The sequence below is a fragment of the Aquimarina algicola genome, from assembly GCF_006443095.1.
GTDB lineage: Bacteria > Bacteroidota > Bacteroidia > Flavobacteriales > Flavobacteriaceae > Aquimarina > Aquimarina algicola.
Genome location: NZ_VFWZ01000004.1, coordinates 86,370 through 102,402, shown reverse-complemented (window position 1 = coordinate 102,402; position 16,033 = coordinate 86,370). Strand labels below are relative to the sequence as shown.

Annotated in this window: 14 protein-coding genes; 4 read left to right on the top strand and 10 right to left on the bottom strand. The window is 32.4% G+C overall.

Features of this window, described 5'->3' with window-relative positions; all coding sequences use genetic code 11:
• Position 1 precedes the first annotated feature (1 nt).
• The 6 genes from FHK87_RS14125 to FHK87_RS14100 all read right to left on the bottom strand — a co-directional run bounded on the left by FHK87_RS14125 (position 2) and on the right by FHK87_RS14100 (position 6,763).
• A complete protein-coding gene (locus tag FHK87_RS14125; protein WP_140594149.1) occupies positions 2–343 on the bottom strand; it encodes a 2TM domain-containing protein in 342 nt (113 codons plus the stop codon).
• Entirely contained in the window at positions 315–1,676 is a 1,362-nt protein-coding gene (locus tag FHK87_RS14120; protein WP_140594146.1) for a 2TM domain-containing protein, read from the bottom strand. The genes FHK87_RS14125 and FHK87_RS14120 overlap by 29 nt, the downstream gene beginning before the upstream one ends.
• Positions 1,677–2,300, bottom strand: coding sequence for a hypothetical protein (locus tag FHK87_RS14115; protein ID WP_140594144.1), 624 nt, complete (start codon positions 2,298–2,300; stop codon positions 1,677–1,679). It lies immediately after the preceding gene.
• Between the two features lie 106 nt (positions 2,301–2,406).
• Complete coding sequence (locus FHK87_RS14110; protein ID WP_140594142.1) at positions 2,407–2,826, bottom strand: DUF2141 domain-containing protein; 420 nt, start codon at positions 2,824–2,826, stop codon at positions 2,407–2,409.
• Positions 2,827–2,843: 17 nt separating this feature from the next.
• Complete coding sequence (locus FHK87_RS14105) at positions 2,844–4,997, bottom strand: TonB-dependent receptor (RefSeq protein ID WP_140594139.1); 2,154 nt, start codon at positions 4,995–4,997, stop codon at positions 2,844–2,846.
• A gap of 470 nt (positions 4,998–5,467) precedes the next feature.
• Entirely contained in the window at positions 5,468–6,763 is a 1,296-nt protein-coding gene (locus FHK87_RS14100; protein ID WP_140594137.1) for an NAD(P)/FAD-dependent oxidoreductase, read from the bottom strand.
• A 226-nt stretch (positions 6,764–6,989) separates the two neighbouring features.
• Here FHK87_RS14100 and FHK87_RS14095 point away from each other — a divergent pair, with 226 nt between their 5' ends.
• Together FHK87_RS14095 and FHK87_RS14090 are read left to right on the top strand one after the other, a co-directional pair.
• Positions 6,990–7,484, top strand: coding sequence for an RNA polymerase sigma factor (locus tag FHK87_RS14095; protein WP_140594135.1), 495 nt, complete (start codon positions 6,990–6,992; stop codon positions 7,482–7,484).
• Between the two features lie 3 nt (positions 7,485–7,487).
• Positions 7,488–8,114: a hypothetical protein gene (locus FHK87_RS14090; RefSeq protein WP_140594133.1), complete on the top strand. Its 627-nt coding sequence runs from the start codon at positions 7,488–7,490 to the stop codon at positions 8,112–8,114.
• 10 nt (positions 8,115–8,124) lie between these two features.
• On the opposite strand, the gene FHK87_RS14085 is transcribed toward FHK87_RS14090, so the two are convergent.
• The gene (locus tag FHK87_RS14085; protein ID WP_140594130.1) at positions 8,125–9,312 is read right to left on the bottom strand and encodes an LETM1-related biofilm-associated protein; all 1,188 of its coding nucleotides are present in this window, start codon (positions 9,310–9,312) and stop codon (positions 8,125–8,127) included.
• A gap of 209 nt (positions 9,313–9,521) precedes the next feature.
• On the opposite strand from FHK87_RS14085, the gene FHK87_RS14080 reads away from it, so the two are divergent.
• Positions 9,522–10,004: a hypothetical protein gene (locus tag FHK87_RS14080; RefSeq protein WP_140594128.1), complete on the top strand. Its 483-nt coding sequence runs from the start codon at positions 9,522–9,524 to the stop codon at positions 10,002–10,004.
• A 64-nt stretch (positions 10,005–10,068) separates the two neighbouring features.
• On the opposite strand, the gene FHK87_RS14075 is transcribed toward FHK87_RS14080, so the two are convergent.
• From FHK87_RS14075 to FHK87_RS14065, 3 genes are all read right to left on the bottom strand, one after another.
• Complete coding sequence (locus FHK87_RS14075) at positions 10,069–10,593, bottom strand: superoxide dismutase family protein (RefSeq protein WP_140594126.1); 525 nt, start codon at positions 10,591–10,593, stop codon at positions 10,069–10,071.
• Positions 10,594–10,717: 124 nt separating this feature from the next.
• Positions 10,718–11,467, bottom strand: coding sequence for a superoxide dismutase (locus FHK87_RS14070; protein ID WP_317133547.1), 750 nt, complete (start codon positions 11,465–11,467; stop codon positions 10,718–10,720).
• 112 nt (positions 11,468–11,579) lie between these two features.
• On the bottom strand, positions 11,580–12,062 hold the full coding sequence (locus tag FHK87_RS14065; protein WP_140594123.1) for a YdeI/OmpD-associated family protein: 483 nt from the start codon (positions 12,060–12,062) through the stop codon (positions 11,580–11,582).
• Between the two features lie 407 nt (positions 12,063–12,469).
• On the opposite strand from FHK87_RS14065, the gene FHK87_RS14060 reads away from it, so the two are divergent.
• The gene (locus tag FHK87_RS14060; RefSeq protein WP_140594121.1) at positions 12,470–15,703 is read left to right on the top strand and encodes a M36 family metallopeptidase; all 3,234 of its coding nucleotides are present in this window, start codon (positions 12,470–12,472) and stop codon (positions 15,701–15,703) included.
• The last annotated feature ends 330 nt before the right edge of the window (positions 15,704–16,033 follow it).

Below are 16,033 nucleotides of genomic sequence, written 5' to 3'. Positions count from 1 at the left end.
GTTAAAAATCATCTTGATCTATCAATTCTTTAATTTTTCTTTTTTCCCATTCTTTACTGTAGACTGTATTTTTGAGCCATTTGATGTTTCTTCTAAAAGTCCATAAACCATGTCCTATAAGTCCTATCCCCCATAAGAACGGTCTAAGGGTATTGATCCAGAATGTGATGTTAGAAAGAGATTGGTCAAATGCAATCTTATAAAAAATAAAACTGACAATATTGATTGCTATATATACCCCAACGTGTACATAGAAAGCTTTTTCTTCTTTTAGTCTTTTTCTAGCGTTGATATATGCCTTTTGTTGATCAAAACTATTCATCATAAGTAGTTTTAGACTCATTCATGTACTGTTTGATTTTTTTCTTTTCCCAGTCTTTTCCAAAGATAGGGTGTCTATCAAATGCTTCTGCATAATGAAAAATTAATCCAATTCCCCATCCTGCAATAGGAAACAACACCCAAGGAAATCTGTAACCAGTCGTATAGTAGTTTATAAAAGCTAAAAAAGGAATAACGATACAGTAAGAGATAAGGTTGCCATAAAATTCTTTGATCTTTTTTACCTGCTCTTGAGCGCGTTCATATTTTAGGCGTTTAGCCATTTCTATACTTTCTATATTTTGCGATACTTGCATATCTGTAAATTTTATTTTTTTTGTTAATATGGGCAGCTTTGCAATAAAAGCTTTTTCTGTTTTATATACAGAGAATTTTCTCTTGGTTAGCAAAGCATACCGTTGTTGAACATTGCCTAACCCAACACCACTACTTTGTTTTATGACTTTTTTGGGTTGTAAATTATTTTCGACAATCAGAAAACCATCATCCTCATAAATTTTAATATGCAATGGTCTTTCGGGCATCACTACATTGTGTTTTACAGTGTTTTCTAAAAGTAATTGTAATGATAATGGCACTACTTTGGCTTCGGGATTTGTTGCACTATCCGGGATATCAAATTTGATACTATCTTCAAACCGTAATTTTACCAATGTCATATATGTACGTGCAAATTTGAGTTCTTCATCTACAGTGACTAATTCTTTATTTTTTTGCTCTAAGACATATCGATACACTTTTGATAAAGAAGTTGTAAACTTTTGTGCCATTCTCGGGTTCTCTTCTATCAGCGATGTCAACACATTTAAACTATTGAATAGAAAATGAGGGTCTAACTGATTTTTGAGAGCAGCAAACTTTGCAGAGGCTGTATCTGCTATTATTTTTTGTTCTTTTATTTGTCGATTCTGTAACTCTTTGTAAAAATAAAATGCATGTAAAAAAAGAGATACAATTAGTGTGATCACAAAACCTGCATAATAATAACTTAGTTTTTCATTTTGTATGTATTTTTCAATAGATTGATTATATACGACCACAGACAAAATGAACCGAATGATAACGATGGTAAACATTGTGATTACCATAGAGCCTATAGCTCCAAGCCATAATCGTTTTTTTGGTTGTTTCTCCCATGTATATCTATTATTCAAAAACTCAAAGAAATACCCATTTACAACAGTGAGTGAGAAAGCAAACAAAAAGTGAATAACAGTATTTTCGATTTCTTCTTTAATTGAGATCGGGTCTCCAATGTTGAGTAATAGATTTACAGCCTCGATGCAAATCGTTATTATAATACTTACTTTTAATATTTTTCTGATGTCTTTCATTTATTCTTTACATGTTGCCTGTACCTGGCTAATTCTGTCTTTTCCCCATTTTGGATAAAAAGGAGTATCATGTTTATCATTTTCAAAGTACAATATAGCTTTTTCTATCTCAGGACAAAAGGCTTTTGGGTCTTTGCCCCAGTATTTTGCTCCACCCATTTGCCATTCTGCATGATATAAAGTAGCTCTAGGGTTTTTGGGTTCTATAGCTTTTGCTTTTTGATAGAGTTCTTCTACTTTGGCAGATAGTGTGGGTCCATATACAGCAGGATCATGAGCAACATACGAGGTATTTAGCATAGCTTCCAACACTAGTATCTCTGCATTGTTTTTAGAAAGTGTTTTGGCTTCGTTAAGATATTCCTGAGCTTTCTTTAGCTTAGGCTCTACAGCGTCGATTCCTTTTATTCTAAAACTGGTTATAATATGTACTTGTGCTGCATAATAATAAGGGAGCCAGTTTTCTTTTTCAGCTTTTGCGATACGTTCAAAAAGATTGATGGATTCGTCAGTCTTTTGTTCGCCCCACAGTGCAAAAGCTTTGGTCATTCCTTTTTCGTATGCGGTTTGCGAATTTACAAGCATACTGATCAATAATGTTGCGGTGTATATGATTGTTTTCATAGGTAATATTGTTTTTGATTTATGGTGTAAATATCTTTAAGAATGAGAGTATTATAAAGTATAAACTACCGAACTGTAATTTTTGTAGGATGAAGTGTAAACTCTTTTAAAGATTAATGGTTTGATGTACTTCTTGATTGTCTAAATTGAATTTAGCATCTTTCCATAATGGTGGACCAAATTTTCTTTTGGCATTATTACTCGTGTTATAAGGTTCTTGCGGAATACGCCAAAAGGTATCGAGTTGATTGTCGTTGTCTACATCATGATAGAGAGAGATGGCATATTCTCCTTTGGGAATATCTTTAAAAATCACTTCTACGCTGCCTTTTTTTGCTTTAGTTCGTATTGTTTTGTAGGTGTTTTTCAAGAATGTAGCTTTGGTGTTGTATAACCCAACCTGTATTGCCCCTTGATCTGTTTTTATATTGTCAATCGTAACTTTTATCGTCTGTTGATCCTGAGCAGAAATAGCATTAAAAACTGTACTGAATGTAATTGTTAAAGCAAGAAGAATACGTTTCATAAGAATATAGTTTTAGATTACAGATTATTTAATTGGTTGTCTTTTTTGTTCTCACTAATGGTCCAGAAGAAACCAAGGATAATGAACTGATCTGCATTAGGACGTATCGCTCTTCTGGAAAAATTACCGTTGATATCAGGAGTATTGCTGTATTGGTAGTTGAATACGTTATTCACATCCAATATATTGGACACAGATAAGTATAGAATCTTTTGTTGGCTTATCAGATACGCCCAACTTACATCCAAAGAATTGAAGTGTCTTGTTTTTCTATTCTGAAAAACAGCTTGATTTGGATCATTATAAGGTCTTCCTGAAGCAAAATTATAGGTTGCACTAATCTGAGATTTCAAACTATTAACCCAATATTTTGTTACGAGTGAAAGGTTGTGTTTTGCGGCAAAATTTGGTGTTGCTTTGGTAGGGTAGTTTCTAAAATCACGCTCAGTGTCCAGAAAAGAATAACTTAACCAATATTCAAGGTTTTTGATAGATCGATTGTCTCTCCAAAAAATATCTACTCCTCTAGCATAACCACTACCATTATTGTTATATATACTATTGAACTCTGGTTGTTCTGTATCAAACTTTACCAGTTCGTCATATGTTTTGTAATATCCTTCTGCTCTGAAAGTTCTTTTGTTTTTTTGATATAAATAGTTCAAAATAAAGTGTGATGATTTTTCAGGTTCCAGAGTTTGATCAAATTTGATGACATCTTGTTGAGGCGTTTGATAAAAATCTCCGTATGCAAATGATATTTGAGAATGTCCTGAGGTTTTATACGCTAGAGATGCTCTGGGAGAAACTCGGGTTGTTTCTAATAATGTATTGCGTACTCCTCTTACACCAATTTGCATAGCTAGTTTTTTACTAAAAAATACATTGGCTTCAGTGAAAACTGCTGTGCTATTATTGTCATAAGAGCTTCTGAAGGTATTAAAATCCGGACTGTTTACCTTTTCTGTAAAGGCGTTAAAGAATTGTTCTGCACCAAAATTTAGTTTGAAACGGTTACTGAATCTCTTTTTGAGTTTCATTTTGAGGTGAACACTATTCGTTTCATTATCAACATTATTATTAATCACTTTGATGTCATTATCATCGTTTGCAAAACTAGCACCGGTAGTGATGCTCCAATCATTCCCCAACGTTCCTTTATACGAAGTATTTAGATAAAGGTTTCTGTTTTTTAGGCTAAAGTTGATCCCTTCAGGGATATTGATATCCTCTTGAATGAGATCAAAATTGGCATAATTTAATCCACCATATACTTTTAATAGTCCATTATTGAATTGATGACGATATACGGTTTCGCCTGCTATAGATTCATAAGGTTTAAGCCATTGTACTCTTTGATCGATGATATCTTGATAAGGTTCTAGGTTCACATAAAAAGCATTAACACTCAAAGAATTTTTTTCCCATTTTTGAGTATTTCCACCTCCAATACCAACGTTGATAAATTGCAGTTCTGTTTTTTCTTGATCTGGTTCGTCGATAGTATTTAATAATAATACACTAGACAATGCATCACCATACTCAGCAGAATATCCTCCTGTAGAAAAGTTAGTACCTTTAAATAAGAATGATGAAAAACGCCCACGTGTCGGTATATTATTGGTTGTAGCTGTAAAAGGTTGAAATACTCTTTGACCATCAATGAAAACATTAGTTTCACTAGCGTCACCACCTCTTACAAAGAGACGTCCATCTTCAGCTACATTAGAGGTTCCTGGTAGAGTTTGCAATGCTCCTATATAATCTCCGGCAGCACCGGCCGTAGTTACAATATCCAAAGGAGAAAGCACAGAGGCCTTGCTGTTATCTCCTGCCGAAAATGTACCGGCATTGAGGATTACACTACCCAGAGAGTTTACATCTTCTTTGAGTGTAATTTTTAAGGTTTTCATTTTTGAAATATCTGCTTGTAGCGTGTAAGTTTCAAAAGATAAAAAAGAGATAAGTAGGGTTTGTACGCCATCTTCTTCAGAAGTGAAAGAAAAATTTCCTTTGTCGTCTGTAGATCCTCCATCATATGTACCATCAAGATATACATTGGCTCCGGGGATTGGATTACCTGAGGGATCAGTTACCGTTCCACTTATGGTGTTTTGTGCGTATATGGATATGGATAAGGATAAAAAAATAATGGTTAGTAAACGTTTCATTGATGTATTATTTGATAATTGATACATCAAAAGTCTACTAACTACCCATAAAATAGAATTGATTGTTACCGAACTGTAGAAAAATAAGGATGGATTGAAAAAAAGAATAATAACCGGTCAATTACCCCATGAGTATGTGAGTTTTTGAGTGTCTAGTGTTGAGTATAGAGTAGTGATTGTTGAGAATGTATGAACTTCGTACTTCAACAATATAAAAGTGATCCACTTATATTAGGGACGTACATACTTTGTACTTTTAATCTCGTACTTCAAAAATCTAAACTCAACAGTTTGCAATCTAATTTCGTACTTCTGACCTTGTATATGAGATTCTGAATCAAGTCCAGAACGACGAAGCGATTTTACTCAGTACTCTATACTTACTACTTTGTACTTCTAAACCCCGTACTTTTTATTAAAAATCAAAAATTGAGCTACTAATCATTAGTAGACTTATAAATAAAATATTATTAAACCCTCTCCACAGATTTTGCATCACTTTTAAAGGGTCTGACAATTAACCTTGCCGCTTTATCGTAATTAATATAGTTATACGTCCAGTTAAAAAAGGTTACAAAACGATTACGAAAACCAACAAGAAACCATAAGTGAATAAACATCCAAATAAACCAGGCAAAAAAGCCACCAAATTTTAGTTTGCCAATATCCACAACCGCTTTATTGCGACCTATAGTTGCCATAGAACCTTTATCAAAATATTTAAAAGGAAGCATTGCTTTTCCTTTTAGGTGTCGCTTCATGTTTTTTGCCAGATGTCTACCTTGTTGTATTGCAGGCTGTGCCACCATAGGATGGCCATTAGGATATTCTTTTGTTTTCATTATAGCAATATCACCGATAGCAAATATATTGGTGTATCCTTCTATTTGATTACACTCATTTACATAATATCGATTGCCTCTACTCATTATGGCTTCTGCTTTGATCCCTTCTACCGGGGCTCCTGTTACACCGGCAGACCATATAAATGTTGCAGTTTTGAGTGATAAATCTGTATTTGTAGTTACAATATTATTTTCATATTGCTTTACTTGAGTATTTGTATGAATATGCACCCCCATTTTTTTTAGAAACTTCGATGCTTTTTCAGAAGCGTGTTCACTCATAGGAGGTAATACTCGAGGGGCTCCTTCTATCAAATGGATTTCCATATCATCAAAATCCATATCGGGATAGTCTTTTGGCAGTACATTAAGTTTTAATTCTGCAATCCCTCCAGCTAATTCTACTCCTGTAGGTCCTGCTCCGGCAAGAACAAATCGTAACAATTCTTTTCTTTCTTCTGGATCATCAGTTATAACAGCTTGCTCAAGGTTTTCTAACATCAAACTACGTAAGTTAAGTGCTTGCGGAAGGTTTTTCATTCGCATAGCATTGGTCGCTATAGTAGTATTGCCAAAAAAGTTGGTTTTGGCACCTGTTGCAATAACAAGGTAATCATAAGAAATATCTCCGATATTGGTATATACTCTTTTTTGATCAGGATCAATAGATTCTACTTCTGCCATTCTAAAAAAAGTATTTTTTCCTCTTTTTACGATCTTTCGTAGCGGATATGCTATAGAATCCGGTTCTAATGATGATGTTGAAACTTGATAAAGAAGAGGTTGAAAAGTATGATAGTTGTGCCTGTCTAAAAGAACTAATTGGATATTTTCTTTAATCATACTTCTTGCCATAGCAACTCCTGCAAAACCGCCACCAATAACAACTAATCTTGGTAAATTAGTAAAAGGGATATTCATTATGAAAAAAATTGTTTTACAAAGGTAACTTCTTATGATGTAAAACACTACCTAAATTGATGTTTTTTCCCTCTTATTTAAAAAGAAAAATGATGAAAGATAAGATGCCTCCTGAATTCTAAAAATATGATTTTTAACGTTTTGTATGCCTGATAAATAAAAAGATGGTTTTCGATTGTAACAAAGTCACTTTTTTAAATACATATTAATTAAGTAATTTACCAGAGTGAACAAAGAATTAGAACATAGTTTTGTAACCCACCTTGAGCAGAATCAGAATATTGTGCACAAAATTTGTAGGATATATACCAGTGATCCCGACTCACATAATGATTTGTTTCAGGAAATAACCATTCAGCTATGGAAAGCATATCCAAATTTTAGAGGAGATGCAAAATTTAGTACATGGATGTATAGAGTATCATTAAATACTGCTATAACGCTTTATAGAAGATCTAAGAAAGCTATAAAAACTGCGGATATAGAATCTTTTAGTTTTAAAATAAAAGCAGAAGAGTATGATGATCAAGTTGAACAACAACTTAAATCAATGTATAAAGCCATTAAACAATTGAATGATATAGAAAAAGCATTAGTTTTTTTATATCTAGAAGATAAATCATATAAAGATATTGCCGATACTATGGGGATTAGTGAGGTTAATGCTAGAGTAAAAATGAATAGAGTGAAAACGAAGTTGAAAAAAATTTTAAATCCGTAACCCATGGACGAATTAGAACTATTAAAGCAAGATTGGAAAAAGCAGGAAGAAGCGCTACCCAAGTTGACATATACAGATATTTATAAAATGAAACTTAAAAAATCGTCTTCATTGGTAAGATGGATTTTTGTAATTAGTATTTTAGAATTCTTTTTATGGGCATCTTTGGATACTATTTTCAAATTCAGCGGTATGCAAACTGAATTCGAAAGTAAAAACTTGGAAAACGTATTTACCGGGATTTCAATATTTTCATATTTGATCTTATTATATTTTATTATAAGATTTTATATGAATTATAAAAAAATAAGATCAACAGATTCTACAAAAGTTTTGATGAAAAATATTATTAGAACCAGGAGAACAGTAAAACAATATATTTGGGTGAATATTAGTCAGATATGTATTACTATGTTTGCTGCAACGATCTATATTTATTTCTTTACAGATGAGTTTTCTAATGGTACGACAGCTCAAGCAGCTCCTGTTTGGTTGTTTATAGTAGTTACAGTATTGATTATATCTGTATTTGCAGGTTTCTTTGCTTTGTTTTATAGAGTTATATATGGTATTCTTACTCGTAGATTAAAAGAAAACTACAAAGAATTAGAACATTTAGAAGAAGTGTAATACATCATATTCATTCTCTGTTTTCATTAAAAGCAGAGGGGAGTAACTGAGGAATAAATTTGATTAGTAATGGTAGCAATAAGCTTCCTCCAGGAAGTATAAAGATTGCAAGAGATGGCACCGTTTTACAAACATCCAATAATTGTTTTTTTACTTTTTTCTTTTCTTCTCGTGTAAGATCTCTAATCGTAGATTGTCCTAATAAAATCATCAGCTCTTTACTTTGAGAAATTTCTTTAATCAATCGTTTTTTATTTCGTAAAATCAGAATACTTACAGTTCTTGCAGTTTGTTGGTAAAAATGCAAAGCTGGATTTGAGTATTTAAAAAAAGTGATGTCGTCTTTGTGTTCTTGTACAAATTGTTGCACCAGATCAATGGATTCTTTTGTAACCCAATTTGGTAATTCTAATTCTGCCCCCAAAGCAGACATAAAACTTTGTTCTCCAGTATCTAAATCTTGATCATTCCATACAGCAAGACTTGTAAGGTCCAAAATATATTTTTTTTCGATATCATCTTTATAACCTTCTAATTCTATATGGTCAAAACTGGCTTTGTCTTCTGATAGTATAGTTGTGTATCGTACAGAAGAAGCAAACAATTTTACGACTAATTTGTCGTACTCATCCTTTTCTTTTTTAGAATTTAAAGCAAGAAACACGGTATTTGTAAGTGTTTCTTCTAACTTAGCCGCATATTCTAATGGATTTTCGTTATTAAGTAAATAAAACTTGTATGCAAGTACATCTGCATATAGTAGAGCGTTGGTTAATAAGTGGCTAAAGTTCTTTTTAAAAATAGATTCATTCGTCTGTACTCTCGTGTGTATTATTTTTTCTAGTTTTTCACTATTGTTAGTGTTTAATAGGTTTGGGAAAGAGAAAAATGATTTTTTTGTATCCAAAAGCCCATAAAAAGTAAGTAAAGAGGAGATGCAATCTTCTTTGTGAATTGTTTTTGTAGTTTCTGTATATGTGATTACCAATGCTTTGAATAAGTTGACTTTTGTTTTTTCTTCTTCAGAATACACAATATCAGCGTCGCTTACTACAATACTTTCTAATGAATTGCCATAAATAAAACCGGCTTTCCTTAAGTCAGCATATATTGTATTTGATGATAATTCTAGTATAGTCGGATCAGTTTCCAAATCTCTGAGAAATTTGTCTATCCAACCAGAAGTTGAAGGGTTCATTGGTTAATGATTTATTACAAAGTTAATTTTATTTTGATAATAATCTATGTTTATCATGTTGAAGAAGAAATAGACTACTCGTATTTTTTTGATTTTTTTATTAAATAATTAAGGAGTCTGATATAAAATTTAATGTAAATTTCAGAAGATAAGAAAAGGTGTTCTTATTGATTTTGAATAGTATAATCTCAATTCTCAAGAAAATACAAATGAAACATTATATTTCTTTTTTATGGGTAATACTTTTGATATCCTGCAATCAAAACCTTAGCAACCAAACACAATATCAACAACTAGAAGATAAGTTGACACCCAAAATAATAGTAGAAAAAAATCTTACCAACAAACAAGTAGAACATATAAAAAACATACATATAACTTTTTCAGAAGTATATCCTATATCTTTTGAAGAGATGCATGATAATTTTCTAAAAGATCAGAATCCTGACAAAGAAATAGAAGTATGGCTCGCAATGGTAGAATCGTATCAGAAATTTTCTGTCAAAAATAAGGGAGAACATAATATAGAAAAGCGTAGAGAAGCTTTTGGGTTGATCATGACAAGATCCATGATGTCTGAAAATGAAGTACTAAAAGATTATGAGATTAAATTACTCAATAAAAAAGAAGTGGATGAAATTTTTAAAACTTACAAACTAGATAAACATCCTGTAAAAATAGAAACACATTAAAATCGTAAACAAAAAAGTCTTAGTAAATTAAACTTCACCAAGACTTTTTTGAGATAAAACATTACTATTGAATGATACCTGCACAACTTATTCTGTCACTTACATTATTGGATTGTGCAGAAGAATCTTCTACTTTTTGATGTACAATAATTGCTTTACCTATAATGTCTTTTTTAGAATCTTTACACCCCATACACCAATCATTTGTTGCAAATGTTAACATTGCGTTGCCTTGAGCATCAGCTTTTAGGTTTTTGATGTGATATCCTTCTTTAGCTCCCCATTTACCCTCTAGATCATTAGAGGAACTCAAATGTTCTCCGTTAGATTTTTCATGAATATAAATAGCATGTTGCCCCTGACTTAATCCAGATAATTCAACGATCATATTAACCATGCCTTCATCTTCAATAAAAGTAATTTTACCGGTAGCATTACTATTACCTTTGGGTTCTAACGGAACTTCTAACTCAATAACATCACTCTCTTTTGCTTGTTTTTTTGCACTGTCAATGTCTTCTTTTTTGTCATTTTTACAAGCATATAGTGTGGTAATTAAGACTAGTACTATCAATTTTATGGCATTCATACTTTTTGCTTGAAATTATTATTGCAACAAATTTAAGCATTTTGGTATGATTCTTATATAATAGTGTTTTGCATGAGGTTTATCTAAGTCTAGAACACTATCAGAATCATAAAATTTTGATGTGTTATAATAACTTACCTTCTACTTTTTCCCAATTGATAATGTTCATGATATTATTAAGATAATCTCCTCTTTTGTTTTGATATTTTAAATAATATGCATGTTCCCATACATCAATACCTAAAATAGGATGTCCTTGCTTTTCTGCAACGGTCATCAGAGGGTTATCTTGATTAGGAGTAGAAGTAATAAATAATTTTTTGTCTGCATCCTGACATAACCAAGCCCAACCAGATCCAAATCTTTTCTTTCCAGCATCGGCCAATTCATTTTTGAAAGCATCCATAGAATTAAAATTTTGGTCGATTAGGCTCTTAAAATTTTCAGACATTGAACCACCAGGGGTCAAAATGTCCCAAAATAATGAATGATTAAAATGACCACCACCGTTGTTTCTAACTCCTTCAGGAAGATTATCATTTTTTAGGATTTCGTCAATACTTTTTCCTTGAATAGGATTCTCGGCTAAAGCTTTGTTCAACTTATTCACATAACCCTGATGATGTTTAGAATAATGAATTTCCATCGTCATTGCATCAACAGTATCAGTAAAAGCATCATATGCATAATTCAGTTTAGGTAAAGTGAATGTTGCTACAGTAGGTGTTGTAATATCTGTGTTTTCTTCTTCGGCATTAGGCTCTTCATCTTTCTTTTTGTTTGTAGAAGTACAAGCAGATAAAATTATCGAAGGAGCAGTAGCTAATCCAGTTGAAGCAATCATCGTAGTTTTTAGGAATTTACGTTTGTCCATTATTAAGATTTTTGTGATTCTCTAAAATACATATTCTTCCTAAAAACTTCAAAATTAAAGTTGTTTTTATTTTGAAGAAAGGAAATGACAAATTACTATATCTATTAATAGCCTAAAACTTCTTGATGAGTTCTCTTTGATCGCGTATTCCTCGTTTTAAATTTTCGATGATGATTAAAGCTTTATCTATACGAGTCTGTGAATTTTTAATTTTTAATATATGATAGATCAAACCTCTTTTTTTTCCATCAGTCAAAGACTCAAAAAGAGAAGCTCCGTCAAAATCACTTTGTAAGACAGCTTCAAATTCTTCTGGCATTTCTACACCGTATTTTGAAGTGTCTTTTGATAATGTAATCTCTAATCCATCATTAACAAGAACATTTAGTTTTTTCTGTTTTTCTTTACTAAAGAGAATATAATATTTGTTTTTGGATTTCTGTAAAGCTGCATGAAACTCCATTGATTTCTCCTTACATGTAATCTTTACAACTATTCGTTTGTATTTTTTGTTTATAAAGTAATTTGCAATATCAATAGGGATGTCAATACTATTTTGAGTATTAAAATATGTTGCAAAAAACTGATCTTTCATATTATATATTTAAATTAAAGAAAATACAATATAAAGATAGTGATAAGAATATTTTGTTTAATTTTTAGAAAGTATAGTTAGTCAAAATGACCATTTTTAACTTCAAAATTGGTTTTTTTTGAAAAAAAAATTAGGACAGAGTCGATGCTTTTCCAGTAATTCAAAAAAGGTATTCTTATTTTTTTGATAAAACAGTTTTTTCAGAATTAAAATATCTTTTGGTTGTCATCCTAGTATCTATACTAGTTTAAGCAACCACATCTGTAATTTCTAGTGTAATAATTTTACTTTTAATTATTTTTCATAATAAATGTTAATTTTTGATAATTTAATATAAGATTATAGTTAAATGTTAATTACAGTTAAATAATATTTAATTTTATAAGACAAACTCAAAACTTATCTTTATGAAAAAAATGTACTCGTTTGTCGTATTGCTACTTCTTCTAGGACAAACTATTTCTGCACAAGACTCTAGTGCATTAATCCGAAATTATTTTGACAATGTCGAAGAAAATGCTAATGCAAAAGCATCTTCTGATGGTGACTTTTCTAAGTGGAAAATTACAGATGAGGTTCCTTCGCTAAAAGCAGGAATTAAGCATGTATATGTGCAACAATATCACGGTGATATCCCTATCATTGATGGTACTTATAAGTTTACCGTAAAAAACAATAAAATTACTTATGAAATTGACCAATTTGTAAAAAATACAAAGTCAAAAATTGTTTCTGCAAAATCATCTTCTACAGAAGCAATGGCAATCAATGCTGTTGCTAGAGCACACGGACTAGCAGCACCAGGCAAATTATCTAAAATAGTTGGTAAATCTTCTGCTGGGACTACTATTTCTAAGTATGATAATTCCGGGATCGCTATGAAAGGACATCCTATAGAAGTTTCAAAAGTATATAAATTGCATAATGATGAACTTAAACTTTGTTGGAATGTAAGTCTTTATGAAAAAAGCGGTAATAATTGGTGGAATAGTTATGTTGATGCCTCTAATGGAAAAATCATTTACGAAGAAAACTGGGTTGTAAAATGTAGTTTTGGTGATGCACATCATCACAATCACGATCATGGATCGGTATTGTTTGATCATAAAAAAGAAGTTACTGCTGCCACTGCTACTGCATTTGCACCAGATTCTTACAATGTATATGCTTTGCCGGTAGAAAGTCCAAACCATGGTAATCGTTCAATAGTTACAAACCCTGCAAATACAGTTGCTTCGCCTTTTGGTTGGCATGACACCAATGGAGCTTCTGGAGCAGAGTTTACAATAACCAGAGGTAATAATGTTTGGGCTCAGGATGATAGAAATGGTAACAATGGAACAGGTTTTTCTCCAGATGGTGGAGCAACTCTTGATTTTGATTTTCCAATCAATCTTAACCTAAGTCCTGATCAATACTTATCTGCCGCTATCACTAATTTGTTCTACTGGAACAATATTATGCATGATATATGGTATCAATATGGGTTTGACGAAGCGAGTGGAAACTTTCAAGAAAATAACTATGGTAATGGTGGTATAGGTAGTGACTCTGTAAATGCAGATGCACAAGATGGTAGTAGAACTAATAATGCTACTTTCTCGACACCACCAGATGGTTCGAATCCAAGAATGTCGATGTTCTTATTTACGAATCCTACAAGAGATGGTGATCTAGATAATGTTATCATTGCACACGAATATGGACACGGGATTTCTACTAGATTAGTTGGAGGTCCTTCGGCAAACAGACTTGGTGGTTCTGAGCAGATGGGTGAAGGTTGGTCTGATTGGTTCGGACTTGTACTCACAATGAAACCTGGTGATGTAGGAACAACTGGAAGAGGTGTAGGAACATATGCTATTGGAGAACCGACTACAGGAGGAGGAATCCGTCCCACACCGTATTCTACTGATAGATCAATTAATAATACTGATTATGCAGATATTGGTGGTTTAAGAGTACCTCATGGCGTTGGGTATGGTTTTGCTACTATTCTATGGGATATGACATGGCTTTTGATTGATCAAGAAGGTTTTGATCCTGATGTTTATAATGGAACCGGTGGTAATAATATAGCAATGGCCTTAGTTATTGAAGGATTAAAAAATACCGCTAATAATCCTGGATTTGTTTCTGGTCGAGATGGTATTTTGCAAGCAGATCAAGATTTGTATAATGGTCAATATAGATGTTTAATCTGGAAAGCTTTTGCAGAACGAGGAGTAGGAGAAGGAGCTAATGAAAATAATAATGGAGGAACTAACTCTAATAATGATCAAGTTGTTTCATTTGTAAACCCTTGCGATGGTGGAGGGCCTGGTCCGGGAACTTGTTCTGGTGATGTAGCATCATTTCCATTTACAGAAAGCTTTGAAACAAATTTTGGAGAATGGGCTCAAGAGACTGCTGATGATTTAAACTGGACTAGAAATTCTGGTGGAACACCTTCAAACGGTACGGGACCTTCTAGTGCTTTTGATGGATCTACTTATGTTTATGTAGAAGCTTCAGGTAATGGAACAGGTTTTCCTAATAAAAGAGCAATTCTTAATTCACCTTGTTTGAACTTTTCTTCTCTAACATCGCCTAGTCTCGCATTTAGATATCACATGATAGGAAGCGCTATAGAAAGTTTAACGGTAGAGGCACGAACAGATAATACTGGTAGTTGGACTAGTGTTTTCTCTAGAAACGGAGCACAAGGAACAGACTGGAATGCAGCAAATATAGACTTATCTGCATATGCAGGAGAAACGAGTGTACAACTAAGGTTTAATGTATTAACAGGAGATGGTTCACAAGGATGGCAAAGTGATATTGCTATCGATGCTGTAAGCATACAAAATGGAACAGGTAATCCTGACCCGGTATGTGATTCAATTGATTTCAATAATTTTCAGATCAATTCTTTCTCTAATCAAGATTCTGCCGGAAACTTTACAATCCAAAATACAGGAACTACATTATCATTACAAAACAATACCTGGAAATCTATAGCATTTAATTATACCGTAACTACTAATACTGTTATCGAATTTGATTTTAGTAGTACATCACAAGGAGAAATTCATGGTATTGGATTTGAGACAGACAATACATTGACAGCTACACAATACTTCAAAGTTCATGGTACTCAAAACTACGGAGTAACGAATTTTGATGATTATACGTCTGGATCAAAAAAATATGTTATCCCGGTAGGAACTTTTTATACAGGAGCCATGAATCAATTAGTATTTATAAATGACAATGATGCAGGTAGTGGTAACACATCGGTATTCTCTAATGTCAAAATATATGAAGGTTCTTGCGGAGGATCACTGTTACCAACAGCCTTAACTTCTTTTGGTGATGTAGAAGCAATTATGGGAGATGAAGATGAAGGAGTTTTATCTTTTGTAAAACTTACTCCTAACCCTACAAGAGATAGTTTTGTTCTTAATATTGGCAAGAACGTAAATAAAAAGGCAACAGCAACTATTTATACAATATTAGGAAGAAAAAAATCTCAAATTAAACTGAATTCAGGAGTCAATACTTTTTCTGCAAAAGATTTAGCATTAGGAACAGGGATGTATTTGATACGAATAGAAGTTGAAGGTGAAAAGACAAAAACGCAAAAGCTGATCATTCAATAAAAGGAATGATGAACATTTCTATGATTATATAATAGGAAAAGACCGTTTTTTAACGGTCTTTTCTTTTGTGTCAATTTTTATATTATGATGAATGAGGTTTTTTGATAGTATTGAAAGCATACAGTAAATAGTTGATACCTCTATCTTATGCTGATTTCCATCACAAGTACAAGCAATTTATACTATTTATTGACTGTATTATTAAATTCTCTGTGATTGATAGAACGTGTCTTCTCATATTCATTTCTAAAACTTCATACCCAATACCTAAACTCTTAATGCTTTGCGTCTTTTTTACCTTCTGTTGGGTCTTTTTCACGAAAATTTCTA